Below are 23748 nucleotides of genomic sequence, written 5' to 3' on the forward strand. Positions count from 1 at the left end.
CATTCGTTATATCGTAGAACGCACTTTTGGCTTGCTAAAACTTCATCACGGTTTAGGCAAGGCAAGATACCTTGGACTAGAGAGAAACAAAACCAGAGTACAACTGATTGCCATGAGTCATAACCTTTTGAGCAAGAAAAATCAATCTCACAACTAATGCAAGCCTCTTGATTGACAAACTATCAATACAGGGAAGTGAATAAACAATTTAACGACATTTATCATTTAATCGATACAAAATTATGCCAGGTAAAAACGATGTATCCGTATGGAAAGTAAAAAAGTAAAAATACACTAATTAATTTAGAAAAATCAGCAACTAGCCAAAATAGCCCAGCTTGACGAAAACCCAAGCCAAAGGCTGAAAAACAATCTGAGCTTATTGGTTTGCGTTTTACGCTCAGTGAATATGAGCAAATCAAAACAAGGGCTGGGATTATTCCTATAGCCACTTATTTGAAAGATATTTTGGGTAAAACCGAAGTTTTTGAAAAATAAACTTTATTTTTTAGCCACTTATGACATAATACTAACAAATTACTTGTTAAAATACATCATTATGACTAGATTAGATTTACTCAAAAGAGTACAAAAAAGAAAAAGACAAATCGGTTTAACGATTGACAATATCGCCAAACTATCAAATCTTGGGAATAGAACCATCACTCGTTTTTTAGCAGGTGAAGATGTAAAAATGTCTACTGTAGAAAGTGTAACCCACTTATTGGGGCTTGATTTTGCTGGTAATGAAATACTTAGTGAGACCTTTGCATAAATATGAATAATCATCAAAAATCCACTTTTCACCCGCTTGGCAATTTTTTAAACCCAGCCTTAGCCCTGCTAGGACAAGGTTTAAGAAAATCACCAATCTGGCAAAAATTGAATTTTGCTAATCATCCCTATTTATGCAAAGGTCTCTTAGTATAAATGAGTTGGAACAAAATAGAGCCAAAGAAAAAGCTCTTTATATGGTTTCTCTTGTGCAAGATACCTCATCACTTGAACAACAAGGTTTGGATAATGAGCAGTTGAATTTATTGATAGAGCAGGCTAAAAATAGCTTTCTACACCAGCATCAAAAAAGCCTGTGGATCAGCTAGTCTAATTTTTAACGCTTAATTATATTTGACCAATGGATGGTAAAACTAAAATTGCCGATGCTACTTATGAAAGTGATTTATCAGGTTTAAAACTGGATAAAAACAAAACTTATAGTGCCAATGAAATTTATTTTTTTGAGGCTCAAAATATCCTAAAAGCCAGCCTTGATTATTTAGGAGGTATGCCTGATAAAAAACCAGACTCTTTTGATGCTGATTTTTTCTTGAAACTACATAAAGAGACCTTTGCATAAATATGAATAATCATCAAAAATCCACTTTTCACCCGCTTGGCAATTTTTTAAACCCAGCCTTAGCCCTGCTAGGACAAGGTTTAAGAAAATCACCAATCTGGCAAAAATTGAATTTTGCTAATCATCCCTATTTATGCAAAGGTCTCATAAAGAAATGTTTGATGATGTGTGGAATTGGGCTGGAAAAATAAGAACAGTTGAGCTTAATTTTGGCGTTAAAGCTTACCTTGTTAGCACTGAACTGAGAAAATTAGTAGATGATCTGAATTTTTGGCATAAAAATAAAAACTTTGATGTTGTTGAAATTGCAGCAAGATTACACCATAGGGCAGTGGTTATTCATCCATTTATAAATGGAAATGGTAGATGGTCTAGAATGCTTGCTAATATTTATCTAAAGCAAAACAGCCTAACACCAACCAAGTGGAATGAAGATTTACTTGCTAAAGAAAATGTCCATAGAGGTGATTATATTCGAGCTTTAAAGCAGGCTGATAATGGTGATTATGCTCCACTAATTAAATTGCAAAGTAATTTAACAAATCCCGATACTTTATACGGAAAAGTAGCCAAACTTGCCATTGAAGAGGGTTTAGCCTCTGAAAGCGAAACCAAAGATCTGCTTGATAGTATTGACTAATCAAAAAAATAACAAAAACTCCCAGCTAAGGGAGTTTTTAAATTTCAAAACCAACAGCACTAAAAATCAAACCCAAGCTGAATATCTGCACTTTTACTAATATCTTTGATATTGTCATCTGGCAGTTCAAGCTCGTCAATTTTTGGCTCATTAGTTTCATCTTGCGCTTGCTGTTGTTCAGTGATTAAATTCTCAGATTTTCTAAGATTTAATCGTACATCCTACAAGCCCATATAATGGGCTGGAGTATAAAACACCTCACGAGTTTCAAGCGTTAGTGAATTACCCACAACAACCTGTGCTGGCACATGCCATAAACTCAACTGCACATAACACATCAGGGCAGTAAGTCTATCAATATCAGTACACTGCACCCAAAGTTTACGAGCAGGGTTATGACCATGAGCAATCATGACTTTAACAAAAGCTAAAACCATGCCACCAGCACCACAAGTAGGCTCGGACAAAGTGATGAACGGCTGTTCAATATCTTCTAGAGACCTTTGCATAAATATGAATAATCATCAAAAATCCACTTTTCACCCGCTTGGCAATTTTTTAAACCCAGCCTTAGCCCTGCTAGGACAAGGTTTAATAAAATCACCAATCTGGCAAAAATTGAATTTTGCTAATCATCCCTATTTATGCAAAGGTCTCTTCTAATTGATCACCATAAACCAACTGCGCCATTAGCTCAGATATATGTGCTGGAGTAAAAAACTGCCCAGCATTTTTATTGCCAAGGTTTAGCTCCATATACAGATCACCCAATACATCGTGAGGCGAGGGTTCAAGCATCATCACTAAATCAGCAAACAACTTAGCAAAAGCGTTAACTTCATCCTTTGCATAAGGTTTGATAATTTGCATATATTCATCTTCTAACGATTCAACCTTATTCACTGCATATTGTGTATACATACGGTATACATTTTTAAATTAGAAAAATAAAAACCCTAAAAAATGTTGATTTTAAAGGGTTTTTGTGTAAAATAATGGCGGAGAGAGAGGGATTTGAACCCTCGGTACCGCAAGGTACACCCGCTTTCCAAGCGAGCAAAATAAACCGCTCTGACATCTCTCCAATAAGAGGGTATTTTAACTGATTTTCATCCCTGCTTGTGCGCCAGAATCAGGGGATAAAATATGCAAAGATTTTCCATCGCTTGCAGCCAAAACCATGCCTTCCGAGACACCAAATTTCATCTTTCTAGGCGCTAGGTTAGCGACCATGACAGTAAGTCGCCCTTCTAGGTCTTCTGGGTTGTAGTGTGCCTTAATGCCAGCAAAAACATTTCTGGTGGATTCTTCGCCAATATCCAGCGTAAGTTGCAAAAGTTTATCCGCACCATCAACGGCTTGTGCCTTTACAATTTTGGCAATGCGTAGGTCAATTTTAGTAAAATCATCAATTTGAATCATGCTGTCGTCCTCTTCTTTTTCTAGTTCGGTTGCTTGTATGCTTTGCTTAGAATTCTCAACTACTTGACTAATTTGCGCATCTTCAATGCGTAACATTAGCGGCTTAAACTTATTAATTTGATGCTTAGTAAGTGGGTGCTTGATGTCGTCCCAGTTTAGCGAATCAATATTTAAAAAAGCCTCAGCTTGTTCTGCCATCACTGGCAATACTGGCTTCAGATAAGTCATTAGCACTCTAAACAAATTAATCGCCAAAGAGGCAACATCATGCACTTGCGCCTTTTTGCCCTCTTCTTTAATTAACTGCCAAGGTTTATGTTCGTCAATGTATTGATTAGCCTTGTCTGCAAGTTTCATAATTTTACGCATCGCTTGATTGTAATTGCGTGCCTCATAAAGCTTGGAAATCTGCTCGCCTTGGTCAACAAACTCTTGATACAGCTGCGGTTCAACGGCATACGCTGATAAAGTTTTATTGAATTTTTTAACCACAAAGCCCGCACTGCGTGAGGCAATATTAACTACTTTACCCACCAAATCAGAGTTTACCCGTTGTTTAAAGTCCTCTAAATTAAGGTCAATATCATCAATCTTGGCAGAGAGCTTATAGGCGTAATAATAACGCAAATACTCGGGGTTTAAGCTCTCTAGGTAAGTTCTTGCTTGAATGAATGTGCCACGAGATTTACTCATTTTCTGCCCATTAACGGTTAAAAACCCGTGTGCAAAAATGGCATTTGGTGTGCGGTAATCCGCCCCCATTAACATTGCTGGCCAAAACAACGCATGAAAATAAACAATGTCTTTGCCGATAAAGTGATACAACTCAGTAGCCGAATCTTTATTAAAGTATTCGTCAAAATCCAGTCCTGTGTCGATACATAATTTTTTAAAACTCGCCATATAACCAATCGGCGCATCCAGCCAAACATAAAAGTATTTACCCTTCACCCCAGGAATTTGAAAGCCAAAATATGGTGCATCACGAGAAATATCCCATTGTTGTAAACCTTGCTCAAACCATTCTGCCAGTTTGTTGCTAACTTCATCCTGTAAATGCCCTGCTTTCGTCCATTCTTTCAGTTGTGTCTCAAACTGCGGCAAATCAAAGAAATAATGCTGTGAATCCTTAGTTACAGGCGTTGCGCCTGAAATAGCGGATTTGGCATTTTTTAATTCAGTTGGCGAATAAGTTGCACCACAAACTTCGCAATTATCGCCATATTGGTCGCTTGCACCACATTTAGGGCAATCGCCTTTGATAAAACGGTCGGGTAAAAACATTTGCTTTTCAGGGTCAAATGCCTGAGAGATAATGCGTTTTTTAATAAACCCAGCGTCGTTTAATTTGTTATAAATACCCGCAGAAATTTCCTTATTTTCTTGGCTATGGGTCGAATGATACTGACTAAAGCCAATCGAAAATTCCCTAAAATCTGCTTGATGCCTCTCACTCACACTTTGAATTAATTCTTCGGGAGTAATACCAAGTTCGTTGGCTTTGAGCATAATTGGCGTGCCGTGTGCATCATCTGCACAGACGAAATGACACTCATTACCCATCATTTTTTGAAAACGCACCCAAATATCGGTTTGGATATATTCTAATAAATGCCCTAGATGGATTTCGCCATTGGCATAGGGTAATGCCGAGGTAACAAGGATTTTACGATTTGACATAATAATATTAAGGGCTTAGTAGTAAGCAACTACGATAAAATAGCACATTTTACTTAATCGGATGAAGTGATGGCAGATTTAACTCAAGACAAAATTGAAAAAATTCTTGAAGGTGTGGTAGATATTTATACCAAGCAAGATATTGTTTCTTCAAACTCATTAGACAGTATTGAGATTGACAAAGACAAAGTTACCATCAATATTGTATTAAGTTATCCAGCACAAAGCTACCATCAAACCCTATCTGACGCAATAACCACGGCACTCTCAGAGGCAGGTATTAGTAATGTAGAAGTTGATATTAAAACAGAAATCGCCAAATATGCCACCCAAAAAGGCGTGGAAATGTTGTCAGAAGTTAAAAACATCATTGCCATTGCTTCAGGCAAAGGTGGCGTTGGCAAATCAACCACTGCCGTTAATTTGGCACTTGCACTACAAGCAGAAGGCGCAAAAGTGGCTATTTTAGATGCCGATATTTATGGACCTTCTCAGCCCAAAATGCTAGGCGTTTCCAAACTTAAACCTGAGCAAACAGGCGAAGGCAAATTATTACCTATCTTAGGTCACGGTATGCAATCTATGTCTATCGGTTATTTGGTTGATGAAGAAAACCCAATGATTTGGCGTGGTCCTATGGTAACGCAAGCGTTAGAGCAAATGTTGCGTGACACTTTGTGGCGTGGCGTGGATTATATGATTATTGACTTGCCACCTGGCACAGGCGATACTCAGCTCACACTGTCACAAAAGATTCCAGTCAGTGGCTCAATCATCGTTACCACGCCGCAAGACATCGCCCTACTGGATGCTAAAAAAGGTCTGAAAATGTTTGAAAAGGTTAATATTCCAATTTTAGGTATTGTTGAGAATATGTCATTACATATTTGTTCAAAATGTGGTCATGAAGAGGCGATTTTTGGCACCGGTGGTGGAGAAACAATGGCCAAAGACGCTAATGTCAATTTCTTAGGCGCGCTACCTTTAGAAATAGACATTAGAACAGATGTTGATGAAGGCACACCAACTGTGGTCAAAAACCCAGATGGAAAAGTGGCACAAATCTACAAAGAAATTGCCAAGAAAATATCCGCCAAACTCACTCAACAAGACAAAGCACTGAGTGCATTTCCAAGTATTACTATTGAGTAAACTCGTTTAGCATGGACTATTTAGCACACTTTCAAGGTCGCTTTATTGGTATTATGCAATGGGAGGATTGTCACGCATTGTTTGAAAAACTTAGCAACAATCCAAACGACTGGTATCTATACAATACCTCAAAAGTTGCGCCAAAAACAGTTGTTAATGCTAACGATTTTCTTGATGCTATCAATAACATTAAGAAGGTTATTAAAAGTGAGCACCAAGAAAGGTATTGTGGTATTGTTTATACTAACAACTTAAACAACCCTGATTTTGTGAAAATATTTCACCCAAACAATCTAGGAAAATCTTGTGGCAGCAGTGAAAATCCACTAATACCACAATGGTTGTTATCTAAAATAAAACCAATTGATATAATAAAAAGATTTTATCTTCCACCTAAAAAGAAAGGGTTTATTTCTAAATATTTTAAACTGTGAAAAACTTGAAGTATTCAATGAGTGTTTTCATTGTAAAAAATTAGCATTTTGTTGGTTTTATGTCCTTAGGAGACCTTTACATAATTCATAATTCCCCATCCTATTTTCAACCCTTGCAATTTTTCAAAAAAAATAGCTCAAAATTTCCGTATTTTTCCATAGAAATCTAAAAAACACCTTGTTTGTCTGATTTTTTTAGCCTTATTTCTCTCTTTTTAGCCTTTTTTACTCACTGGATGTAATAATCCCTTAGGCTTTTTAATCGCTGCATTTCTTTAAAAATATTCATGCCAGTTTTAAGGTTATGACTCATGGCAATCAGTTGTACTCTGGTTTTGTTTCTCTCTAGTCCAAGGTATCTTGCCTTGCCTAAACCGTGATGAAGTCTTAGCAAGCCAAAAGTGCGTTCTAGGACTTGGAACAAGTCCAAGTTGGGGCTTTGCTTCAAACCTCAAAAAAGATTATTGATACAGAAAAAATAATGCGTAAACTATTAATTTTGTGTCCAGTCAAGTGGGGGGAGGAGTTTTAGCCTGTCCTCATTATTTCTTTTTCTTTTAGTGTTAACGCTTGAATTTACCTACTGCGTTAGCAGTCGGCTGGTAGGATTATATTGGCTTAAATACCATCCAATATAAATTAGCCAATGGCAACAAAGTTGCTAATACGCCAAAAACTATCCATAACTTCCCTAATTTCCAATATTGTTTTGGTATCGGCTCTTCTTCAGAAAATTGTTTAGCTATTCTTGCTTGTTTAATTTGTACTGGCAGTAATATTGCCACCCAAATAATACCAGATGCTACAAACAACCAGTATCCCCAAGCCAGCCACTTTATCATGAAATAGTCTAGTTCGTGTAGCATTGTATTACCTATCCCTGTAACTAAAACAAGTAAAACACCACCTAGAGTGAAAACATAGTCAGTAAGTGTTACTTGGCGTTGAGCGAAAGCAATGATGTGTTTGTTTTTTGTGCGATCAGCCATTACTTTCCACCAGCCAGTGATAATAATATTGCCAAGAAATAAAACCACGCCAAGTATGTGTAAACTTTTTAATAATAAATAAGTATTCATTGTTTTATCCTTTTTTTAGTCTATTTTAATTGATATTGTTTGGTCGCCATTAATTATAATTTTTGCCTCATCAAAAGTAGGCTCTCCAAAAACATCTGCACCACTAAAGCCGTATTTTTCTATTGGTATGCCAAAGAAATTTTTATCTAATACTTTGTTGTTATTCGTGTCTTGGAAAATTGCTATGGCGTAACTTCCAGATAGAATTTGTAAAGTTTTACTAAGTTTATTTTTATCACTATTAACAATAACGCCTTCAAACTGATTTCCATTTGGAAATTCTTGGCGATTAAAAATACCAATACGAATATTGCCCTGATTTAAAGTAATGCCATGAATGTTAATCTTTAGCGAATCGGCAATAGTATTTGTACTTAATAAAATGAGTGAAAAATAATAAATTATGTACTTCATAGTACTCCTGTTGATAATACTAACTATTTATCATTGCCACTATTATGAGATCTTTGTATAAATATGAATAATCATCAAAAATCCACTTAACGCAAAATAAAAACCTACTAAGCACAACAATTAACCACTTGCCACTAACAAATAAAGTCCTAAAAAGAGGGCTTTATTGTGGAAAATATGATATTGGTTTATAGTGCTTTAATCTGTGCGTTGAGGCGAGATTTTTTTCTGGCTGCTTGGTTTTTGTTCATTAAGCCTTTGCTAACTGCTTGGTCAATCTCTTTTTGCATTTTAGCAAAACCGCCTTGTGCGTCTTTTTTGTTGCCATCTGCTAAAGCGTAGGCGACTTTCTTGATAAAGGTACGAACTTTGGCACGAATTTGAGAATTGTGTTTGTTGCGTTTAACTGCTTGTCTTGCGCGCTTCTTAGAGCCTGCTGAATTAGCCATTGTATAAATTATGAAATGAATAAAAAGGCGTAATTATAAAGTCTAAAGCGTTAAAAGTCCATAGTGTTTATTAATTTAAGTGCTTGTTTTTTATTAAACAACAAATGCCAGACTTTACCACCTTGTGATTTCCACAAAGATACTGCACGAATACCTGCCAGTAATAACGCTCTAATGTGGTTGGCAGTGTGCTTATTAGACAGATAAATTTGCTCGCCACTGACCATAATAGTGGGGTTTAGTTCACCCAAAGTTGATTTGTATAATTCGGCTAAACGCGCTAATGAGTTGGTATGAGAGATTTCAAAAAACTCTTGTTGTTTAATGTATTCAATTTCACTCAATATTTGTGATAAAAGTTTTTTATTTTTCATGAGTTTCTTTTCAAGATTTATCAACGCCAAAGAATAAAAAATAATATTTTGTATGTTTTTTGTTTTTTTACTAAAGGCGATTTTGAGCGAATTAAGCCCAACAGATAAGTCTTTTGGCGAGTGAAATATGTCCTCAATATTGGTACTGTTGGTAACAATACTTTTTAGGCTAACTTCGTCGCCTTTGCTATCGCAAACGCCCGTGCGTGCTAATTGGTCAACCAGAGTTGCGCTTTGTAGTAGGGAGGCAAGTGCTAGAGTGCGTTGTTTTAGGTTGTTCATTTTTTTGTAGTATTAATTCCTAGTTTCTATAATAGCACCACCCAGACAAGCGTCTTGTGCATAAAAAACCACTGATTGTCCGGGTGTAATGGCGCGTTGTGGTTGTTCAAAATTAACTTCAATCTCTCCATTTTTCTCGCTAATTGTGCAGTTTTGTGATGCTTGGCGGTAGCGTATTTTAGCACTACATTTTAATGGGAATATTGGTGGTGGTGTAATCCAATGTGGATTTGAGGCATTTAAAGATTGGTGGTAAAGCAGCGGATTATCGCCCTGCACCACGACTAATTCATTGCTATCCAGTCGTTTATCAGCCACAAACCAAGGCTCGCCTGATGTGCCAAAGCCACCACCGATTTCCAAGCCTTTACGCTGACCAATGGTGTAGAAAGCCAAACCTTGATGGTGTTTGATAAATTGCCCATTTTCATCAACAATATCCCCTTGTTGTTTGGGTAAATAAGTTTGCAAAAACTCAGAAAAATTGCGCTCACCAATAAAACAAATACCCGTGGAGTCTTTTTTATCGGCAGTGATAAAGCCATTCTCTGCGGCAATTTTCCTTACCTCGTCTTTGTTGATTTCACCTAAGGGAAACAGACTTTTTGACAGTTGCTGCTGGTTTAAAAGGTGTAGAAAGTAACTCTGGTCTTTATTGTCGTCCAGCCCTGTTTTGAGTTGATAAACGCCATTTTGCTCTTCAATACGAGCATAATGCCCTGTGGCAATTTTGTCTGCACCTAGTGCCAGTGCGTGATCTAAAAATGCCCTGAATTTTATCTTTTGATTACACAATACATCAGGATTAGGCGTGCGACCTTGTTTATGTTCTTGCAAAAAATGCGCAAATACATCCTCCCAATAATCCGCCGAAAAATTAACCGTATGTAATTTTATCCCCAACTTATCAGCCACCTTTTTCGCATCAGATAAATCTTGCTCTGCCGTGCAATGTCCATCCTTGTCATCCTCTTCCCAGTTTTTCATAAACAAAGCCTCAACCTCAAAACCTTGCTCAAGAAGAATATGAGCCGCCACAGAAGAATCCACTCCGCCTGATAGTCCGATAATTATTTTCATTGGTTGATAAAGTTTTGTAAGTCTAACTTGAATTTATCAACACCCGCTTTATCGATCTTAGTCACAAATTCAAAGATTTCATCTTCTGAATACTTTTCTTTCATTTTCTCATAGACACCTCTGCCTTTTGGATCGGGCTTAGGGATTACAACCTTTTGAAAAAAATTAAACCTTTCTCCATGAGGCAGTGGCAGCTTAATAAACTCTTCAAAAGAGTGTTTACCATGGAAGTAAAGGTTAAATATTTCTTGAAATGATTTTTTTTTGATCATAAATTGGTTGGCGTTTTTTAAAATGCCCAATGTTGACTTCATCAACATTGGGCATTTAAAATTAATAATAACCACTTAAAAGTTAAATTTTTATAGACTGAAGATACTTCTAGTCATTCAACTTAAGAGAAATTATATCAAAGAAGTAATTATATTACAACTAACGAATGCAGTTTAATGATAACTCAAGACCTCTATTTAAATTTTTCGTAGGCAGAAACGATGCGTTGCACGAGATTGTGGCGTACCACATCTTTGGTTTCGAAATAGCAAAAAGAAATTTTATCTTCGTGTGCTAATACTTTGGCGACGTGAATGAGTCCAGATTGCTTTGGATTGGCTAAGTCGATTTGCGTTACATCGCCTGTGATGACCATTTTTGAACCAAAGCCTAAGCGGGTTAAAAACATTTTCATTTGGGGGATGGTGGTGTTTTGTGCTTCGTCTAAAATAATAAATGATTCATTTAAAGTGCGACCACGCATAAAGGCAAGTGGGGCGACTTCGATGATGTTTTTATTGAGTAATTTTTCTACTTTATCGAAGCCTAGCATTTCATACAAAGCATCGTAAATAGGGCGTAAGTAAGGGTCGACTTTTTCATTCATATCACCAGGCAAAAACCCTAACTTTTCTCCCGCTTCAACGGCAGGACGAACCAAAACAATTCTGCGTACATCAGAACGCTCTAACGCCTCAACAGCGCGTGCCACAGCGAGGTAGGTTTTTCCCGTACCAGCAGGACCAATACCAAAGGTGCAATCTTTTTTTTGAATATCTAGGGCGTATTTTTGCTGATTTTTACTTCTAATATGAATGAACTTGCGTTTGGTTTTAATATTAACCATCTGCTCTGGCAAATCCGTATGAGAACACGCCTTGATTGCCATTTCCACATCGTGGATTTCAATGGTTTGGCTATTGCCGAGTGTTGCTAAACCTTGCAATACTCTGGCAGCAATATGCTGGTTATCGCCTTGGATAACAAAATCTTCGCCTTTGTTGCTGATTTCAACCTCTAGGCTTTTGGCAATGGTTTCTAAATGCCTGTCAAACGATCCACAAATGCTGGCTAATTGTTCTGAGCTGCTAATTTCAAGAGTAAGATTCATATTCGGTATATTTTATAGGTAAAATGTAGCGTATGAGTTTTAATAAAAATAGAGCAAAGATTATTTATGCAGTGATATTTGTATCCCTGTTTCAGTTGCTTTCTTCAACGGTTTTTGCCTTAACACTTGGCTCTGAACAAGGTGGCAAGTATCTTACCGTTTGCACAATGCAGGGCTATAAGCAGATTTGGGTTAATGCAGATAATGAACAACACGACACCAATTCCGCTGATTTAAGTTGCCCATATTGTTTGTTAAATATGGGCGCATTAGATGTTATAAATACCAATGTAGAGCATTATTTTAATTTTTCAAATGAATATACCAACAGTTTTACTACTGTTCAAAATACCCTTCAATCAGAGGTTTTATTAAAGTTTTTAGCCATTCGTGCGCCACCTATTTTAAGTTAATGTCATAACAAAATCTTTGTGCTTGCAAAGGTGTAAAGTAGTCTGTTTCTAATTTGGAGACAGAGCAACAACTTAAATTCTTAAAAAAGGAAAACACTATGTTTAATAAAGCAAAAAAACTTGTGTTGGCGGCTATTACGCTAATAACGCTAAATAGCGCCATTGCAATAGAGCATCATCGCACGAACCAAACCATAGCTGAGAAGATTGTGATAAACAATCCATGGGTGCGCTCAGCACCACCTAATACACCTATGTTGGGTGCATTTATGGAAATTCATAATAATTCTAATCAGACTGTTAAATTGTTATCTGCAGATAGCAAAGGCTACAGGCGACTTGAATTACACAAAACTCAGTATGAAGATGGCATGATGAAAATGATTAAGCAAGATTTTATGCCTATTCCAGCTCATGGAAAATTAACTTTAAAGCCAGGCAGTTGGCATATTATGTTGATTGCCCCTGAGTCAGTGCCACGCGAGGGCGGTACGGTGATGATTGACTTGGTATTTGATAATGGCTTATCAAAAACCGTGCATGCTCCAGTCAGGAAAATGAAGAAAATAATGGGCAATCGCCATTATATGACGCACTAGTAAAAAAACATTTAAACAAGGTCTTTATATAATTATGAAGGCAAAAAATCTATATATTTAAGGAGATATGATGAATAATAAATTACTTAGTAGCATTGGTGTGGTTGCATTAGCGATTGCGGCGTTTTATTTTGCAACTGCTGGCAAGGACTATCAGGCATTAAAAAAACAACTAAAAGTTTCTTACATCCTACACAATCCAGACAAACCCCTACCTGAATTTTCTTTACTTGATCATAATCGTCAATTATTTGATAATACACACTTAAAGGAGGGCTGGTCATTGCTGTTGTTTATGTATACGCATTGCCCTGATATTTGCCCAACCGAGTTGTTTGATATGTCACGCTTAAAGAACCTAATGGAGGAGGACAAAACAGCAAGTATGCCAAGTGTTGTGGTCATTACTTTTGATTCGCTTAGAGACACGCCTGAGGTAATGAAGGAATATATCACTCATTTTGATAAAGATTTTATCGGTGTGTCTGGTGACCAAGCGCAAATTGACCGACTTATTAAGCCTTTTGGTGCTTATTACGAACGGGTTATTTACGACGAAAAAGGCAAGCCAGTTATCTTAAAAGCCAGTGATGAATTACCAAAAGATGCGCTTGAAAAGGGGTATATCATCAATCACACTGCTTGGATTTATCTAATCAATCCTGAGGGTGAGATTTTTGCTGGCTTTCCATCGCCACATAAACCCAGTGCTATGGTACAGGATATTAAACTCATGATGGATTATTAAGTGCCTCGCAATATTATGCAACACAAGCCTATTTTTATTATTGCTGCAATCTTATCGGCATTTATTGTTTTATTAGGGTATTCGGTTGTTAATTGGAATGCTCAGGATATCGATTATTACCTTCGAGTTGATGATTGTCAAATAGACAAAACCAGCTGCCAAGTTACACTTGATAAACACAGTTCTATTAAAGTTAACATCTTACCAAGAGGTATTCCCGACACTAAAAAACTAACTGTTTATATTCAGGAAACAGGCGATGAACTTGATGAATTAAGCGTCTCTTTTGAGGCGATTGAAATTGACACCACCACGCCACAATATCGTTTATACAGGCAAACTGAAAACAGTTTTTCAGGTGGTGCTTTTTTGGCAATATGTTCATTATCAAAACAAAGTTGGGTTACGCATCTTTTTGTTAAAAAAGGCAATGAAACTTGGGAAATAGCATTCCCATTTAGTAAGCAATTAAAGGATTAATTCTCCAATAAGTGAGTTGCCTCGTGCGTTTGTAATTTTGACATCGACAATGTGACCGATGAGAGAAGTATCGCCGTTAAAGTGGGTGTTGCGCATATTTTCAGTGCGACCGAATAAGTTATCGTCTTTTTTTGCTTTGTTTTCCACTAGGACTTTTTGCACACTGCCAATCATCGCCTTAGAGATGATTTCCGTGGAGTCGTCAATGGTTTTTTGTAACAGCGCAAGGCGTTCTTTTTTAATTGCCATATTAACATCATCGGGATAACTGGCCGCAGGCGTGCCAGGGCGTTGAGAGTAAATAAAACTAAAAGATTTGTCAAAACCAATATCGTTAATAAGCGTCATTGTATTAGCAAAGTCTTGCTCGTTTTCCCCGGGAAAGCCAATAATAAAATCCGAAGAAATGGAAATATCGGGGCGAATTGCACGCAAACGCCTAATTTTAGATTTGTATTCAAGTGCGGTATGTCCACGCTTCATTAGGGTTAAAATCTTGTCAGAACCACTTTGAATGGGCAGGTGCAAGTGTGAGACTAATTCAGGCACTTCGGCGTAGGCTTGAATCAGGCTATCGCTAAATTCAACGGGGTGTGAAGTGGTGTAGCGAATTCTATCAATGCCGTCAATTTGTGCCACAATATTAATCAACAGTGCCAAATCAGCCATTTCTCCATCGTCTATTTTGCCTTGATAAGCATTGACATTTTGCCCTAATAAATTTACCTCTCTAACCCCTTGTCTGGCGAGTATTTGCACCTCGTTAATAACATCGTTGAAGGGGCGAGAGACTTCTTCGCCTCGTGTGTAAGGCACTACGCAGAATGTACAGTATTTAGAGCAGCCTTCCATAATAGAGACAAAAGCGGTTACACCATTGGTCTCTGGCTCAGGTAAGTGGTCAAATTTTTCAATTTCTGGAAAAGAAATATCAATACTCACAGACTTATCGCTTAAGGCGTTGTTAAGCATATTTGGCAATCTATGCAGCGTTTGTGGGCCAAAAATCATATCTACATAAGGCGCTCGTTTTAGGATGAGTTCGCCTTCTTGTGAGGCGACACAGCCACCTACGCCAATAATCAAATTGGGATTTTTGTCTTTGAGTTTACGCCAACGACCGAGTTGATGAAACAGTTTTTCTTGTGCTTTTTCACGAATAGAGCAAGTGTTGAGTAATAACACATCAGCCTCAAGTGCATCATCGACGAGTTCTAAACTGTGTGAATGTTTGAGCACATCAATCATTTTTTGACTGTCGTATTCATTCATTTGACACCCAAAAGTGCGAATGTATAATTTAGACGGTGTCATTATTTTTGAATATGTAAAGTTTGCGTTGGGAAGGCAATCTCTGCCTTGTGTTTGGTAATAATATCTGCAATACTGAGTAACATTTCTTGCTTAATCTGCTGATATTTTCCTTTATTGACGGTTTTGGTAAAGGCATAAATATTAAAATCTAACGATGAGTCGTTGAAATAATTAAAACACACACGCAGTGTTTGAGATTGGTCAATTTCTTTGTGTGCTTTTAACATAGCCTCAACTTCGGTAGTAATGGCAGACATTTGTGCTATGTCATTATAGCGAATGCCAATCGTTTCATTGATGCGTCTGTTGGTCATTCGTGACGGGGTTTCAATTGGGATTGAGGCAAAAATTGAGTTAGGAATGTAGATTGGGTTTTTGCTAAAAGTACGAATGCGCGTCATCCGCCAGCCAATTTTTTCAACCACACCTTCAAACTTGCTAGAGCGAATCCAATCACCGACCGAAAAAGGCCTATCCATTTGAATCATTAGTCCACCAAAGATATTTGACAGCATATCTTTGGCAGCAAAGCCCATCACAATACCACCGACACCACCAAAAGTTAGCAAACTGGAAATTGAAAAACCAAAATGCTGGGCAATGCCGAGCGCAATAGAGGCAACAATCAACAGTTTGACTAAGCGAGTAATCATTCTTACCGAGTCGTTGTCAATACTAGTATCACCCTCAATTAGGTAAAATTCAATATTGGATATTGCCCGCAATACACCCCAAGTAATAATAAAAATTGGGGTAATATCAATGTAGTCGATTACTTTCGTGAGCAGTTCGCCTTCCTCTTTAAATACATTGATAGAAAAATAAACCCAAGCGAACCAAACCAAGGCTTTAAGTGGTGCAGAGATGGATTTGATTAAATAATCATCCAATTGATTTTTGGTTTTACTGGCTTGAGTAGTGAGTTGTTTTAGCAATAGCCCTAGGGTGAGGTGCGCTACAACAGCCGTGATGAGTAAAGCGCCAACGGTTTGATAAAGATTTAAGTTTTGTAAAAATTCCATATTACTTTAGATAGTTAAGTGGGTTAATCGGTGTTTTAAATTTTTTCATTTCAAAATAAAAATTATTTTTTCCAGTGAGTGCAACAATCTGCCCTTTTTTTACCTTATTGCCGCTTACTACTTTCAGCGTTTGATTCTGCGTATAAGAACTGTAAAAACCCAACGGGTGTTTGATAATAATCATTTCGCCATGACTTTTCATTTTATTACCACTATACACTACAATGCCATCACGAATAGCACGAACCACTTGACCAGGGCTGGTGTTAAAAGTTAGGCCTTGGTGTTTTTTAGAAAAACCTTTGATGATTTCTCCAGTAACAGGAATGAATTGGGCCTTTTTAGCGGTAGGTTTGTTTGTCTGAATATTAAAGTTCACTAAATTAATATTTTCTCGACCGCTTGACTTATCAATGATAATCACGGGTTTTTTGACCTCGTCAGAAAAACAACTGACAAGCGTCATGGAAATAAAAGCAACAATCAAATTATTTAGAGACCTTTGCATAAATAGGGATGATTAGCAAAATTCAATTTTTGCCAGATTGGTGATTTTATTAAACCTTGTCCTAGCAGGGCTAAGGCTGGGTTTAAAAAATCGCCAAGCGGGTGAAAAGTGGATTTTTGATGATTATTCATATTTATGCAAAGGTCTCATTTAACATACCAAATCCCTAGTGCAATAACAACAATCAAACTATAACCCAAACGGTCAATGTATTTTTTTAGCCAAACATCACAAACATTGCCGAATTTTCTAATGAAAAATGCCACCAAGAAAAATCGCATACCTCGTGCCAAAAATGAGATTAGTATAAACGGTAAAAGTGCCATATTGGCAATTCCTGCACCGATGGTAAATATTTTGTAAGGCATGGGCGAAAAACCTGCAATTGCCACAATCCAAATGCCGTATTCGGTAAACCATTGTTTAATGGTATCGAGTTTATCGATATAATGCAGTTTGACCAATAAGGGCTGGATGCTGTCTATTAATAATGCACCTAAAAAATAACCAACCACACCTCCCAGTACTGATAAAACCGTGCAAATCAAGGCAAATTGATAAGCGCTTTTTGGTTTTTTAAGTGCCATCGGTGCAAGTAAAACATCAGGTGGCGGGTAAGGCAAAATAAAAGATTCTACAAAACTTACCAACGCAAGCCAATAAATCGCATATTTGCTCTGTGCCCAATCTAATGCTTTTTGATAAAATTTAGAGAAAATTTGCATATTGCTAGTTTTTATTTACCATTGGAAAGCCGAGCGCTTCACGAGAATCATAATACGCCTTAGCCACTTTTTGACTCATTGAATGCACACGACGAATAAAACGCGCTCTGTCAGTAACGCTAATTGCGTGGCGTGCATCAAGTAAATTAAACAAATGCGAAGCCTTTATTACTTGCTCATAAGCGGGATAAGGTAGTGCCTCGTTAATCAACTTTTCATTCATCGCTTCGGCCTCATCAAATTGTTTGAATAAAACATCAGTATCGGCAATTTCAAAATTATATTTGGATTGCTCTACTTCGTTTTGATGAAAAACATCGCCATAACTCACACCATCAACCCACACCAAATCATAAACACTGTCCACACCTTGTAAATACATCGCCAGACGCTCAAGCCCGTAAGTAAGCTCGCCCGAAACAGGCTTACAAGGCAAACCGCCAATTTGTTGAAAATAGGTAAATTGAGAAACCTCCATGCCATTGAGCCAAATCTCCCAGCCCAATCCCCAAGCACCTAGAGTGGGTGATTCCCAATTATCCTCAACAAAACGCACATCGTGTTTGGTTAAATCAATGCCAATTTGCATTAAAGATTCCAAATACAAATCTTGAATGTTTTTAGGTGAGGGCTTGAGCAATACTTGGAATTGATAATAATGCTGCAAGCGGTTCGGGTTTTCTCCATAACGCCCATCAGTAGGGCGGCGAGATGGTTGCACATACGCTGCCTTCCACGGCTCAGGACCAATGGCTCTTAAAAAAGTGGCAGGGTGAAAAGTCCCCGCACCCATTTCCATATCAAAGGGCTGCAACAAGGCACAACCCTTTGACGCCCAAAATGATTGTAATTTTAAGATCAAGTTTTGAAACGAAGCCGTAGCATCTAAGTCTTGTAGTGACATTTTTTATCTGTACAAAATGAAATAAATTTTACCTTTATTTTTTTGCATAATAGGCAATATTTTCTAACCCTTATTGATGATAGATATGTGGCACTATACTATAAAAATCAATAAATTTAATATTTATAACTTTCAGGTTTGAAAGGACCTTGATTAGGCACATTAATATAACTGGCTTGCTCATCAGTTAGTTTGGTTATTACTCCGCCAAAACCAGCAACCATATCGGCTGCCACTTCTTCATCGAGTTTTTTTGGCAACACCTCAACATAAATCTCACCGCCTGCATTGGCAAATTCTTTTTCGTATAAATACATTTGTGCCAGCACTTGATTGGCGAATGAGCCATCCATAATACGGCTTGGGTGCCCTGTGGCATTGCCTAAATTCACCAAACGACCTTCGGATAATAAAACAATATAATCATCTTTATCGGCACTTCTGTTGACACGGTGAACTTGAGGTTTGACCTCGTCCCAATCCCAGTTATCACGCATAAATTGAGTGTCAATTTCGTTGTCAAAGTGCCCAATATTACAGACCACTGCGCCTTGTTTGACAGTTTGTAGCATTGCAGCATCGCAGACATTAAAATTACCTGTGGTGGTAACGATTAAATCCGTTGTGGCTAATAATCGCTTGTTAATATCATCGGTTTTTCCTGTGTTGTTGCCTTGCTTGTAAGGGGAAACAATCTCAAAACCATCCATGCAGGCTTGCATGGCACAAATTGGGTCAATCTCACTGATTTTAACAATCATACCTTCTTGCCTGAGACTCTGCGCTGAGCCTTTGCCAACATCACCATAGCCAATTACCAGCGCTTTTTTGCCTGCCATTAGCATATCAGTGCCGCGTTTAATAGCGTCGTTGAGTGAATGGCGACAGCCATATTTGTTGTCATTTTTTGATTTGGTAACTGAGTCATTGACATTGATGGCAGGCACTTTAAGTTCATTTTTTTTCATCATTTCAATTAAACGATGAACGCCTGTGGTGGTTTCTTCGCTAATGCCGTGAATGCTTGCCAACATTGCTGGATATTTTTCGTGCAACATTTGGGTTAAATCGCCACCATCATCAAGCACCATATTAGCATTCCAAGGCTTGCCATTGTCTAAAATGGTTTGCTCGATGCACCATAAGAATTCCTCTTCGGTTTCGCCCTTCCAAGCAAAAGTAGGAATATCAGCGGCCACCATGGCAGCGGCAGCGTGATCTTGTGTTGAGAAAATATTACAACTTGACCAGCGCACTTCTGCCCCTAAATCTACTAGCGTTTCCATCAAAACTGCGGTCTGAATGGTCATGTGAATACAGCCTAAAATTTTGGCATCTTTTAAAGGCTGCGTGGCACTGTATTTTGCTCGAAGTGCCATTAATGCTGGCATTTCCTTTTCCGCTAACTCGATTTCTTTACGCCCAAAATCAGCCAAAGTCATATCAGCAACTTTGTAATCGTTGTTTGTTATTGTTGAATTACTCATTTTTTCTCCATTTTAAAAGTTAAAAAAATGAGCGTCGTTTTGATTTTACCAAGCCTGATTGAAAACAATTTTTCAATGCAACGCTCCTTGGCGTGTTTGTTATTTTGAGACCTTTGCATAAATATGAATAATCATCAAAAATCCACTTTTTACCAACTTGGTAATTTTTTTAAACCCAGCCTTAGCCTTGCTAGGGTAGAGTTTAAAAAAAATACCAATTTGACAAAAATTGAATTCTGCTAATCATCCATATTTATGCAAAGGTCTCATTTTATTGGTTTTTTAAAGTGATTGCTTGATTTTTTCCCAAGTAATGTCATCTTCAGTTCTGCCAAAATGTCCGTAAGCGGCTGTTTGTTGGTAAATAGGTCGCTTTAAATCCAGCATAGCAATTAAGCCTTTGGGGCGTAAGTCGAAGTTTGTACTAACGAATTCCTTAATTTCTGTGACAGATGCTTTTGCTGTACCAAAGGTTTCAATACTAATTGAGGTCGGCTCTGCCACGCCAATTGCATACGATACTTGGATTTCGCATCTATCTGCCAGACCAGTAGCCACGATATTTTTTGCCACATAGCGTGTAGCATACGCCGCACTTCTGTCTACTTTTGAAGGGTCTTTGCCTGAAAAAGCGCCACCACCGTGTCGCGCCATACCGCCGTAAGTATCCACAATAATTTTACGCCCTGTTAGTCCCGCATCGCTCACAGGGCCGCCGATAATGAAAGCACCTGTTGGGTTGATGTGGTATTGGGTTTTATCATTTAGCCATTCAGCAGGTAGAATAGTTTTGATGATTTCTTCCATAATCGCTTCTTTGAGGTCTACTTGAGAGATGTCGCCATCATGCTGAGTGGACAAAACTACCGCATCAACGCCAACCACTTGCCCATCTTGATAAACACAAGAAACCTGTGCTTTTGCATCGGGGCGTAACCATGCCAATTTGCCACTTAACATTAAATCTGCTTGTTGTTTAACTAGGCGATGTGCGTAAGTAATCGGTGCTGGCATTAAAACATCAGTCTCATTACAAGCATAACCAAACATAAGGCCTTGGTCGCCTGCACCTTGCTCGTGGTTGTCAAACTCATCAACACCCATAGCAATTTCTGGCGATTGTTCGCCAAGTAGATTGGTGATTTTGCAAGTATCGCCTGTAAAGCCATACTCTTCTTTGGTGTAGCCGATGGCGTTAATCGTTTCACGCACAATCTTGTCGTAATCAACGACAGCATGAGTGGTAATTTCGCCTGCTAATACAACATCGTTGTCTTTAACTAAGGTTTCACAAGCCACACGGGCATTTTTATCTTGCGTTAAAATAGCGTCTAATATCGCATCAGATATTTGGTCGCAAACTTTATCAGGGTGTCCGGCAGAAACGGATTCGGAAGTAAAAATCATTTTTTATTCTCCTAAAATCAAAAACCCCACAAAGTGGGGCTCTCAACTAAGAAAAACACCTACTTTAGCTTGTTTTAGTTGCATCTTGCGGGCAACAACGCTAGCAATCGGGACAAATTAGCGTGTGTAAAAAATTATACAGAAGTTATTAGTCATTCTAAGCTTATCTTTAAAGATAAGGCACTAACAAGAGGTACAAGCATTAAGCTCACCACCAAAATTGTGGCTAAAAAATATAATTGTGCGTCAATCTCTAAGCCAGATTGCGCTTGTGAAACAGCAGAAGAGGCAAAAATTAAAATAGGAATATACAAAGGCAATATTAATAATGATAATAACATCCCTGAGTTTTTAATACTCACAATCAACGACGCACCAATCGCACCAATCAGGCTTAGACTTGGCGTGGCAAGTAGCAGGGTGAGCATCAGTATTTTAATGCTCTCATTATCAAGAAATAAAAGTACACCGAGTAATGGCGATAGTAGGATAATCGGCACACCTGTGAGTAGCCAATGTGCCACAATTTTGGATAAAATCAGAAGAGGTAGTGAGTGATGAGAAATAACCATTTGCTCTAACACACCATTGTCAAAATCATTATGGAACAAGGTATTTAATGACAGCAACACAGCCAGCATACTTGCCACCCAGATAACACCTGCAGCGATTTGTGACAGCATTGACGCTTCTGGACTAATAGCGAGTGGAAATAGTGAGATAGAAATGATAAAAAACAACAAAGGATTAAGCACACTGGATAGATTGTGAATGGCAGAATGCAGGTCTCGTGTGAGTGTTTGCAGATAAATATTCATAATGCCAGCACCTGTTGATTTTTTAGCGCTGAGCTTTGATGCGTGGTGAATAAACACATCCCGCCTTGCTCGCAATGTTGTGTAATGTACTGCTCCACCATTTCTACGCCTTGCGGGTCAAGCGCAGTAAAAGGCTCATCCAATAGCCAAATTTTTGCCTTAGAAAGTATCAAGCCTGCCAAGGTTACACGGCGTTTTTGTCCTGCTGAGAGCTTGGCACAAACTTCGTCTTCATAATCCTCTAATCCCACTTGTTTGAGTGCGTCAATTAAAAGTGGCTGTTTAACCGATTGATTAAGTGTGGTCAAAAACCTAAGGTTTTCAAGGCAACTGAGTTCAGCGCTCAAAGCAGGTAAATGTCCTAAATAAAAAATTGCTCGCTGATAGTCTTCTGATTTGACGGAGTAATCTTTTAAGAAAATCGTGCCTTGTTCTTGCACATTAAGCCCAGCGAGAATTTTCAAAAGCGAAGTTTTGCCACTGCCATTAGTACCAGTAATGTGTAAAATATCACCCGAACTAACCTCAAAAGAAAGGTGGCTAAACAAAAGATTGTAGCCTTTTTGACAACTGAGATTATTTATTTTTAACATAACCGAGATTATATATGAAACGCACCTCTGATGAACAATTAGCTGATATTGCCCAAGAATTTGTCCACCAAAATAAATCCAAACGCCGCTGGCGCCTTGTATTTGGTTTGTTATTTATAGGTTATTTCGCATTTATATCTTATATCGGCATTAGTGAAAGTGGCGTATTAGATGGGGCACTTAAAAAAGAATCCCCTTTTGTTGCCGAGGTGGTGTTGACTGGCACAATTCAAAGCTCAGGCACAATTGATGCCGATGAAGCGATTAAATTATTGCACAGTGCTTTTGAATCAGAAAACGCAAAAGCTGTTATTTTAAGAATTAATTCACCAGGCGGCTCACCCGTTCAATCCAGTAGAATTTATAAAGCCATTGTGCGTTTTAAAAAGCAGTTTGATAAAAAAATCTATGTGGTTATTGAGGATATTTGTGCCTCAGGTTGTTATTATATCGCCTCATCTGCCGATGAAATATATGCCGATGAATCTTCAATTATAGGCAGTATTGGTGTGGTTATATCGGGTTTTGGTGCGGTTGATGCGATTGAAAAACTGGGTATTAAAAGAAGGCTTTACACCGCAGGAAAATACAAAGGATTGTTGGATTCTTTCTCCCCAGAAAACGAAAAAATGATGGCGCATATTCAAAGCAACATTTTAAACAAATCACATCAAAATTTTATCAATGCAGTGAAAGTGGGCAGAGGTGATAAACTCTCAAAACACCAAGATTTATTTACTGGTTTGATTTGGCTTGGAGAAGATGCCAAAAAACTGGGCTTGATAGACGGTATTGCAGATTCAAATTATATTGCCAAACACATTATTGGTGTGGATTCAAGGATTTTGTTCGAGAAGGAAAAAACCTTATTGGAACAATTAACCGAAGCCAGTGCCAAAAGCATTGCACTGGTTATTGGCGAGCAGTTAACCAGTCAGAATTTTACAGGCGCTTTACAGTAAATAAATAATGGTTAAGACCCT

General features: G+C 37.9%; 36 protein-coding genes, 1 tRNA gene and 1 riboswitch. Of the genes, 15 read left to right on the plus strand and 22 right to left on the minus strand.

Translation table 11 applies throughout. The annotated features are described in order from the left end of the window. The first annotated feature begins 10 nt into the window (after nucleotides 1-10). The 7 genes from CRYPD_RS08415 (at nucleotide 11) to CRYPD_RS00675 (ending at nucleotide 1997) form a co-directional block, all read left to right on the plus strand. Nucleotides 11-157 (plus strand): transposase, encoded by a 147-nt coding sequence (locus CRYPD_RS08415; protein WP_425290258.1) that lies wholly within the window; start codon nucleotides 11-13, stop codon nucleotides 155-157. Nucleotides 158-559: 402 nt separating this feature from the next. Continuing rightward, the gene (locus CRYPD_RS00655) at nucleotides 560-775 is read left to right on the plus strand and encodes a hypothetical protein (RefSeq protein WP_138145645.1); all 216 of its coding nucleotides are present in this window, start codon (nucleotides 560-562) and stop codon (nucleotides 773-775) included. A 2-nt stretch (nucleotides 776-777) separates the two neighbouring features. Beyond that, complete coding sequence (locus CRYPD_RS07785; protein WP_171004258.1) at nucleotides 778-930, plus strand: hypothetical protein; 153 nt, start codon at nucleotides 778-780, stop codon at nucleotides 928-930. Then, on the plus strand, nucleotides 909-1103 hold the full coding sequence (locus CRYPD_RS00660) for a hypothetical protein (protein ID WP_138145646.1): 195 nt from the start codon (nucleotides 909-911) through the stop codon (nucleotides 1101-1103). The genes CRYPD_RS07785 and CRYPD_RS00660 overlap by 22 nt, the downstream gene beginning before the upstream one ends. A gap of 32 nt (nucleotides 1104-1135) precedes the next feature. Continuing rightward, nucleotides 1136-1357, plus strand: a complete 222-nt coding sequence (locus tag CRYPD_RS00665; protein WP_138145647.1) for a hypothetical protein — start codon at nucleotides 1136-1138, stop codon at nucleotides 1355-1357. A 2-nt stretch (nucleotides 1358-1359) separates the two neighbouring features. After that, entirely contained in the window at nucleotides 1360-1548 is a 189-nt protein-coding gene (locus CRYPD_RS00670; RefSeq protein ID WP_138145648.1) for a hypothetical protein, read from the plus strand. Continuing rightward, nucleotides 1512-1997: a mobile mystery protein B gene (locus tag CRYPD_RS00675; RefSeq protein ID WP_244610218.1), complete on the plus strand. Its 486-nt coding sequence runs from the start codon at nucleotides 1512-1514 to the stop codon at nucleotides 1995-1997. Before CRYPD_RS00670 ends, CRYPD_RS00675 begins: the two co-directional genes overlap by 37 nt. A 221-nt stretch (nucleotides 1998-2218) precedes the next feature. Here CRYPD_RS00675 and CRYPD_RS00680 read toward each other — a convergent pair whose 3' ends face one another. Continuing rightward, nucleotides 2219-2506, minus strand: coding sequence for a DNA methyltransferase family protein (locus tag CRYPD_RS00680; RefSeq protein WP_212743987.1), 288 nt, complete (start codon nucleotides 2504-2506; stop codon nucleotides 2219-2221). Nucleotides 2507-2510: 4 nt separating this feature from the next. Here CRYPD_RS00680 and CRYPD_RS07790 point away from each other — a divergent pair, with 4 nt between their 5' ends. Continuing rightward, entirely contained in the window at nucleotides 2511-2660 is a 150-nt protein-coding gene (locus tag CRYPD_RS07790; protein ID WP_171004259.1) for a hypothetical protein, read from the plus strand. On the opposite strand, the gene CRYPD_RS00685 is transcribed toward CRYPD_RS07790, so the two are convergent. The 3 genes from CRYPD_RS00685 to metG all read right to left on the minus strand — a co-directional run bounded on the left by CRYPD_RS00685 (nucleotide 2640) and on the right by metG (nucleotide 5099). Continuing rightward, nucleotides 2640-2900 carry an SAM-dependent DNA methyltransferase gene (locus CRYPD_RS00685; protein ID WP_212743988.1) on the minus strand — a complete coding sequence of 87 codons (261 nt, stop codon included), beginning with the start codon at nucleotides 2898-2900 and terminating at the stop codon, nucleotides 2640-2642. The genes CRYPD_RS07790 and CRYPD_RS00685 overlap by 21 nt on opposite strands. 93 nt (nucleotides 2901-2993) lie before the next feature. After that, a tRNA-Ser gene (locus CRYPD_RS00690) sits at nucleotides 2994-3081 on the minus strand. A 14-nt stretch (nucleotides 3082-3095) separates the two neighbouring features. After that, on the minus strand, nucleotides 3096-5099 hold the full coding sequence (gene metG / locus CRYPD_RS00695) for a methionine--tRNA ligase (RefSeq protein WP_138145651.1): 2004 nt from the start codon (nucleotides 5097-5099) through the stop codon (nucleotides 3096-3098). Nucleotides 5100-5168: 69 nt separating this feature from the next. Here metG and apbC point away from each other — a divergent pair, with 69 nt between their 5' ends. Then, nucleotides 5169-6251 (plus strand): iron-sulfur cluster carrier protein ApbC, encoded by a 1083-nt coding sequence (gene apbC, locus CRYPD_RS00700; RefSeq protein WP_138145652.1) that lies wholly within the window; start codon nucleotides 5169-5171, stop codon nucleotides 6249-6251. Between the two features lie 11 nt (nucleotides 6252-6262). After that, nucleotides 6263-6685, plus strand: coding sequence for a hypothetical protein (locus CRYPD_RS00705; protein WP_138145653.1), 423 nt, complete (start codon nucleotides 6263-6265; stop codon nucleotides 6683-6685). 229 nt (nucleotides 6686-6914) lie between these two features. Here CRYPD_RS00705 and CRYPD_RS00710 read toward each other — a convergent pair whose 3' ends face one another. The 8 genes from CRYPD_RS00710 to CRYPD_RS00745 all read right to left on the minus strand — a co-directional run bounded on the left by CRYPD_RS00710 (nucleotide 6915) and on the right by CRYPD_RS00745 (nucleotide 11747). Then, complete coding sequence (locus CRYPD_RS00710) at nucleotides 6915-7133, minus strand: transposase (protein ID WP_138145654.1); 219 nt, start codon at nucleotides 7131-7133, stop codon at nucleotides 6915-6917. Nucleotides 7134-7293: 160 nt separating this feature from the next. Beyond that, complete coding sequence (locus CRYPD_RS00715; protein ID WP_138121242.1) at nucleotides 7294-7764, minus strand: DUF2269 family protein; 471 nt, start codon at nucleotides 7762-7764, stop codon at nucleotides 7294-7296. A 15-nt stretch (nucleotides 7765-7779) separates the two neighbouring features. After that, nucleotides 7780-8178 (minus strand): DUF2141 domain-containing protein, encoded by a 399-nt coding sequence (locus tag CRYPD_RS00720; protein WP_138145655.1) that lies wholly within the window; start codon nucleotides 8176-8178, stop codon nucleotides 7780-7782. Between the two features lie 188 nt (nucleotides 8179-8366). Next, nucleotides 8367-8627, minus strand: a complete 261-nt coding sequence (gene rpsT / locus CRYPD_RS00725; protein ID WP_138145656.1) for a 30S ribosomal protein S20 — start codon at nucleotides 8625-8627, stop codon at nucleotides 8367-8369. A 50-nt stretch (nucleotides 8628-8677) separates the two neighbouring features. After that, the gene (hflD, locus tag CRYPD_RS00730; protein ID WP_138145657.1) at nucleotides 8678-9283 is read right to left on the minus strand and encodes a high frequency lysogenization protein HflD; all 606 of its coding nucleotides are present in this window, start codon (nucleotides 9281-9283) and stop codon (nucleotides 8678-8680) included. Nucleotides 9284-9295: 12 nt separating this feature from the next. Continuing rightward, complete coding sequence (mnmA, locus tag CRYPD_RS00735) at nucleotides 9296-10363, minus strand: tRNA 2-thiouridine(34) synthase MnmA (protein ID WP_138145658.1); 1068 nt, start codon at nucleotides 10361-10363, stop codon at nucleotides 9296-9298. Continuing rightward, entirely contained in the window at nucleotides 10360-10677 is a 318-nt protein-coding gene (locus CRYPD_RS00740; RefSeq protein ID WP_138145659.1) for a hypothetical protein, read from the minus strand. Before CRYPD_RS00740 ends, mnmA begins: the two co-directional genes overlap by 4 nt. A 152-nt stretch (nucleotides 10678-10829) precedes the next feature. Next, complete coding sequence (locus CRYPD_RS00745) at nucleotides 10830-11747, minus strand: PhoH family protein (protein WP_138145660.1); 918 nt, start codon at nucleotides 11745-11747, stop codon at nucleotides 10830-10832. A gap of 32 nt (nucleotides 11748-11779) precedes the next feature. Between CRYPD_RS00745 and CRYPD_RS00750 the strand changes: the two genes are divergently transcribed. The 4 genes from CRYPD_RS00750 to CRYPD_RS00765 all read left to right on the plus strand — a co-directional run bounded on the left by CRYPD_RS00750 (nucleotide 11780) and on the right by CRYPD_RS00765 (nucleotide 13987). Further along, nucleotides 11780-12160 carry a hypothetical protein gene (locus tag CRYPD_RS00750; RefSeq protein WP_138145661.1) on the plus strand — a complete coding sequence of 127 codons (381 nt, stop codon included), beginning with the start codon at nucleotides 11780-11782 and terminating at the stop codon, nucleotides 12158-12160. 98 nt (nucleotides 12161-12258) lie between these two features. Next, complete coding sequence (locus CRYPD_RS00755; RefSeq protein ID WP_138145662.1) at nucleotides 12259-12759, plus strand: copper chaperone PCu(A)C; 501 nt, start codon at nucleotides 12259-12261, stop codon at nucleotides 12757-12759. A gap of 70 nt (nucleotides 12760-12829) precedes the next feature. Beyond that, nucleotides 12830-13507, plus strand: a complete 678-nt coding sequence (locus CRYPD_RS00760; RefSeq protein ID WP_138145663.1) for an SCO family protein — start codon at nucleotides 12830-12832, stop codon at nucleotides 13505-13507. A 15-nt stretch (nucleotides 13508-13522) separates the two neighbouring features. Next, nucleotides 13523-13987, plus strand: coding sequence for a hypothetical protein (locus CRYPD_RS00765; protein ID WP_138145664.1), 465 nt, complete (start codon nucleotides 13523-13525; stop codon nucleotides 13985-13987). On the opposite strand, the gene miaB is transcribed toward CRYPD_RS00765, so the two are convergent. The 10 genes from miaB to ccmA form a co-directional block, all read right to left on the minus strand. Beyond that, nucleotides 13976-15301 carry a tRNA (N6-isopentenyl adenosine(37)-C2)-methylthiotransferase MiaB gene (gene miaB / locus CRYPD_RS00770; protein ID WP_138145665.1) on the minus strand — a complete coding sequence of 442 codons (1326 nt, stop codon included), beginning with the start codon at nucleotides 15299-15301 and terminating at the stop codon, nucleotides 13976-13978. The genes CRYPD_RS00765 and miaB overlap by 12 nt on opposite strands. Beyond that, complete coding sequence (locus tag CRYPD_RS00775) at nucleotides 15301-16323, minus strand: mechanosensitive ion channel family protein (RefSeq protein WP_138145666.1); 1023 nt, start codon at nucleotides 16321-16323, stop codon at nucleotides 15301-15303. Before CRYPD_RS00775 ends, miaB begins: the two co-directional genes overlap by 1 nt. Before the next feature lies 1 nt (nucleotide 16324). Then, the gene (locus CRYPD_RS00780; protein WP_244610219.1) at nucleotides 16325-16831 is read right to left on the minus strand and encodes a murein hydrolase activator EnvC family protein; all 507 of its coding nucleotides are present in this window, start codon (nucleotides 16829-16831) and stop codon (nucleotides 16325-16327) included. Next, nucleotides 16816-16962: a hypothetical protein gene (locus tag CRYPD_RS07795; RefSeq protein ID WP_171004260.1), complete on the minus strand. Its 147-nt coding sequence runs from the start codon at nucleotides 16960-16962 to the stop codon at nucleotides 16816-16818. Before CRYPD_RS07795 ends, CRYPD_RS00780 begins: the two co-directional genes overlap by 16 nt. 15 nt (nucleotides 16963-16977) lie before the next feature. Beyond that, complete coding sequence (locus CRYPD_RS00785) at nucleotides 16978-17556, minus strand: YqaA family protein (RefSeq protein ID WP_138145667.1); 579 nt, start codon at nucleotides 17554-17556, stop codon at nucleotides 16978-16980. A gap of 4 nt (nucleotides 17557-17560) precedes the next feature. Then, nucleotides 17561-18460 carry a glycine--tRNA ligase subunit alpha gene (gene glyQ / locus CRYPD_RS00790; RefSeq protein WP_138145668.1) on the minus strand — a complete coding sequence of 300 codons (900 nt, stop codon included), beginning with the start codon at nucleotides 18458-18460 and terminating at the stop codon, nucleotides 17561-17563. A gap of 116 nt (nucleotides 18461-18576) precedes the next feature. Continuing rightward, nucleotides 18577-19947, minus strand: a complete 1371-nt coding sequence (gene ahcY / locus CRYPD_RS00795) for an adenosylhomocysteinase (protein ID WP_138145669.1) — start codon at nucleotides 19945-19947, stop codon at nucleotides 18577-18579. A 22-nt stretch (nucleotides 19948-19969) separates the two neighbouring features. Beyond that, a riboswitch (S-adenosyl-L-homocysteine riboswitch) is annotated at nucleotides 19970-20042 on the minus strand. 187 nt (nucleotides 20043-20229) lie between these two features. Continuing rightward, complete coding sequence (metK, locus tag CRYPD_RS00800) at nucleotides 20230-21354, minus strand: methionine adenosyltransferase (protein WP_138145670.1); 1125 nt, start codon at nucleotides 21352-21354, stop codon at nucleotides 20230-20232. A 152-nt stretch (nucleotides 21355-21506) separates the two neighbouring features. After that, nucleotides 21507-22172 (minus strand): heme exporter protein CcmB, encoded by a 666-nt coding sequence (ccmB, locus tag CRYPD_RS00805; protein WP_138145671.1) that lies wholly within the window; start codon nucleotides 22170-22172, stop codon nucleotides 21507-21509. Beyond that, nucleotides 22169-22765, minus strand: a complete 597-nt coding sequence (ccmA, locus tag CRYPD_RS00810; protein ID WP_138145672.1) for a cytochrome c biogenesis heme-transporting ATPase CcmA — start codon at nucleotides 22763-22765, stop codon at nucleotides 22169-22171. Before ccmA ends, ccmB begins: the two co-directional genes overlap by 4 nt. Nucleotides 22766-22779: 14 nt before the next feature. Between ccmA and CRYPD_RS00815 the strand changes: the two genes are divergently transcribed. Further along, on the plus strand, nucleotides 22780-23727 hold the full coding sequence (locus tag CRYPD_RS00815) for a S49 family peptidase (protein WP_138145673.1): 948 nt from the start codon (nucleotides 22780-22782) through the stop codon (nucleotides 23725-23727). Nucleotides 23728-23748: the final 21 nt, after the last annotated feature.

This window comes from Bathymodiolus heckerae thiotrophic gill symbiont (assembly GCF_900180345.1).
Lineage (GTDB): Bacteria > Pseudomonadota > Gammaproteobacteria > PS1 > Pseudothioglobaceae > Thiodubiliella.

Coding starts and splice junctions, on each gene's coding strand:
- CRYPD_RS00675 (WP_244610218.1), top strand. CDS start 1,512: ATGTTTGATGATGTGTGGAATTGGGCTGGAAAAATAAGAACAGTTGAG.
- CRYPD_RS00665 (WP_138145647.1), top strand. CDS start 1,136: ATGGATGGTAAAACTAAAATTGCCGATGCTACTTATGAAAGTGATTTA.
- CRYPD_RS00660 (WP_138145646.1), top strand. CDS start 909: ATGCAAAGGTCTCTTAGTATAAATGAGTTGGAACAAAATAGAGCCAAA.
- CRYPD_RS00750 (WP_138145661.1), top strand. CDS start 11,780: ATGAGTTTTAATAAAAATAGAGCAAAGATTATTTATGCAGTGATATTT.
- miaB (WP_138145665.1), bottom strand. CDS start 15,301: ATGACACCGTCTAAATTATACATTCGCACTTTTGGGTGTCAAATGAAT.
- CRYPD_RS07790 (WP_171004259.1), top strand. CDS start 2,511: ATGAATAATCATCAAAAATCCACTTTTCACCCGCTTGGCAATTTTTTA.
- CRYPD_RS00760 (WP_138145663.1), top strand. CDS start 12,830: ATGAATAATAAATTACTTAGTAGCATTGGTGTGGTTGCATTAGCGATT.
- ccmA (WP_138145672.1), bottom strand. CDS start 22,765: ATGTTAAAAATAAATAATCTCAGTTGTCAAAAAGGCTACAATCTTTTG.
- CRYPD_RS00740 (WP_138145659.1), bottom strand. CDS start 10,677: ATGAAGTCAACATTGGGCATTTTAAAAAACGCCAACCAATTTATGATC.
- CRYPD_RS00680 (WP_212743987.1), bottom strand. CDS start 2,506: ATGCAAAGGTCTCTAGAAGATATTGAACAGCCGTTCATCACTTTGTCC.
- CRYPD_RS07785 (WP_171004258.1), top strand. CDS start 778: ATGAATAATCATCAAAAATCCACTTTTCACCCGCTTGGCAATTTTTTA.
- CRYPD_RS00655 (WP_138145645.1), top strand. CDS start 560: ATGACTAGATTAGATTTACTCAAAAGAGTACAAAAAAGAAAAAGACAA.
- CRYPD_RS07795 (WP_171004260.1), bottom strand. CDS start 16,962: ATGAATAATCATCAAAAATCCACTTTTCACCCGCTTGGCGATTTTTTA.
- CRYPD_RS00780 (WP_244610219.1), bottom strand. CDS start 16,831: ATGCAAAGGTCTCTAAATAATTTGATTGTTGCTTTTATTTCCATGACG.
- CRYPD_RS00815 (WP_138145673.1), top strand. CDS start 22,780: ATGAAACGCACCTCTGATGAACAATTAGCTGATATTGCCCAAGAATTT.
- rpsT (WP_138145656.1), bottom strand. CDS start 8,627: ATGGCTAATTCAGCAGGCTCTAAGAAGCGCGCAAGACAAGCAGTTAAA.
- metK (WP_138145670.1), bottom strand. CDS start 21,354: ATGATTTTTACTTCCGAATCCGTTTCTGCCGGACACCCTGATAAAGTT.
- CRYPD_RS00755 (WP_138145662.1), top strand. CDS start 12,259: ATGTTTAATAAAGCAAAAAAACTTGTGTTGGCGGCTATTACGCTAATA.
- ahcY (WP_138145669.1), bottom strand. CDS start 19,947: ATGAGTAATTCAACAATAACAAACAACGATTACAAAGTTGCTGATATG.
- glyQ (WP_138145668.1), bottom strand. CDS start 18,460: ATGTCACTACAAGACTTAGATGCTACGGCTTCGTTTCAAAACTTGATC.
- CRYPD_RS00745 (WP_138145660.1), bottom strand. CDS start 11,747: ATGAATCTTACTCTTGAAATTAGCAGCTCAGAACAATTAGCCAGCATT.
- CRYPD_RS00775 (WP_138145666.1), bottom strand. CDS start 16,323: ATGGAATTTTTACAAAACTTAAATCTTTATCAAACCGTTGGCGCTTTA.
- CRYPD_RS00720 (WP_138145655.1), bottom strand. CDS start 8,178: ATGAAGTACATAATTTATTATTTTTCACTCATTTTATTAAGTACAAAT.
- mnmA (WP_138145658.1), bottom strand. CDS start 10,363: ATGAAAATAATTATCGGACTATCAGGCGGAGTGGATTCTTCTGTGGCG.
- apbC (WP_138145652.1), top strand. CDS start 5,169: ATGGCAGATTTAACTCAAGACAAAATTGAAAAAATTCTTGAAGGTGTG.
- CRYPD_RS00715 (WP_138121242.1), bottom strand. CDS start 7,764: ATGAATACTTATTTATTATTAAAAAGTTTACACATACTTGGCGTGGTT.
- ccmB (WP_138145671.1), bottom strand. CDS start 22,172: ATGAATATTTATCTGCAAACACTCACACGAGACCTGCATTCTGCCATT.
- hflD (WP_138145657.1), bottom strand. CDS start 9,283: ATGAACAACCTAAAACAACGCACTCTAGCACTTGCCTCCCTACTACAA.
- CRYPD_RS00765 (WP_138145664.1), top strand. CDS start 13,523: ATGCAACACAAGCCTATTTTTATTATTGCTGCAATCTTATCGGCATTT.
- CRYPD_RS00705 (WP_138145653.1), top strand. CDS start 6,263: ATGGACTATTTAGCACACTTTCAAGGTCGCTTTATTGGTATTATGCAA.
- metG (WP_138145651.1), bottom strand. CDS start 5,099: ATGTCAAATCGTAAAATCCTTGTTACCTCGGCATTACCCTATGCCAAT.
- CRYPD_RS00785 (WP_138145667.1), bottom strand. CDS start 17,556: ATGCAAATTTTCTCTAAATTTTATCAAAAAGCATTAGATTGGGCACAG.
- CRYPD_RS00670 (WP_138145648.1), top strand. CDS start 1,360: ATGAATAATCATCAAAAATCCACTTTTCACCCGCTTGGCAATTTTTTA.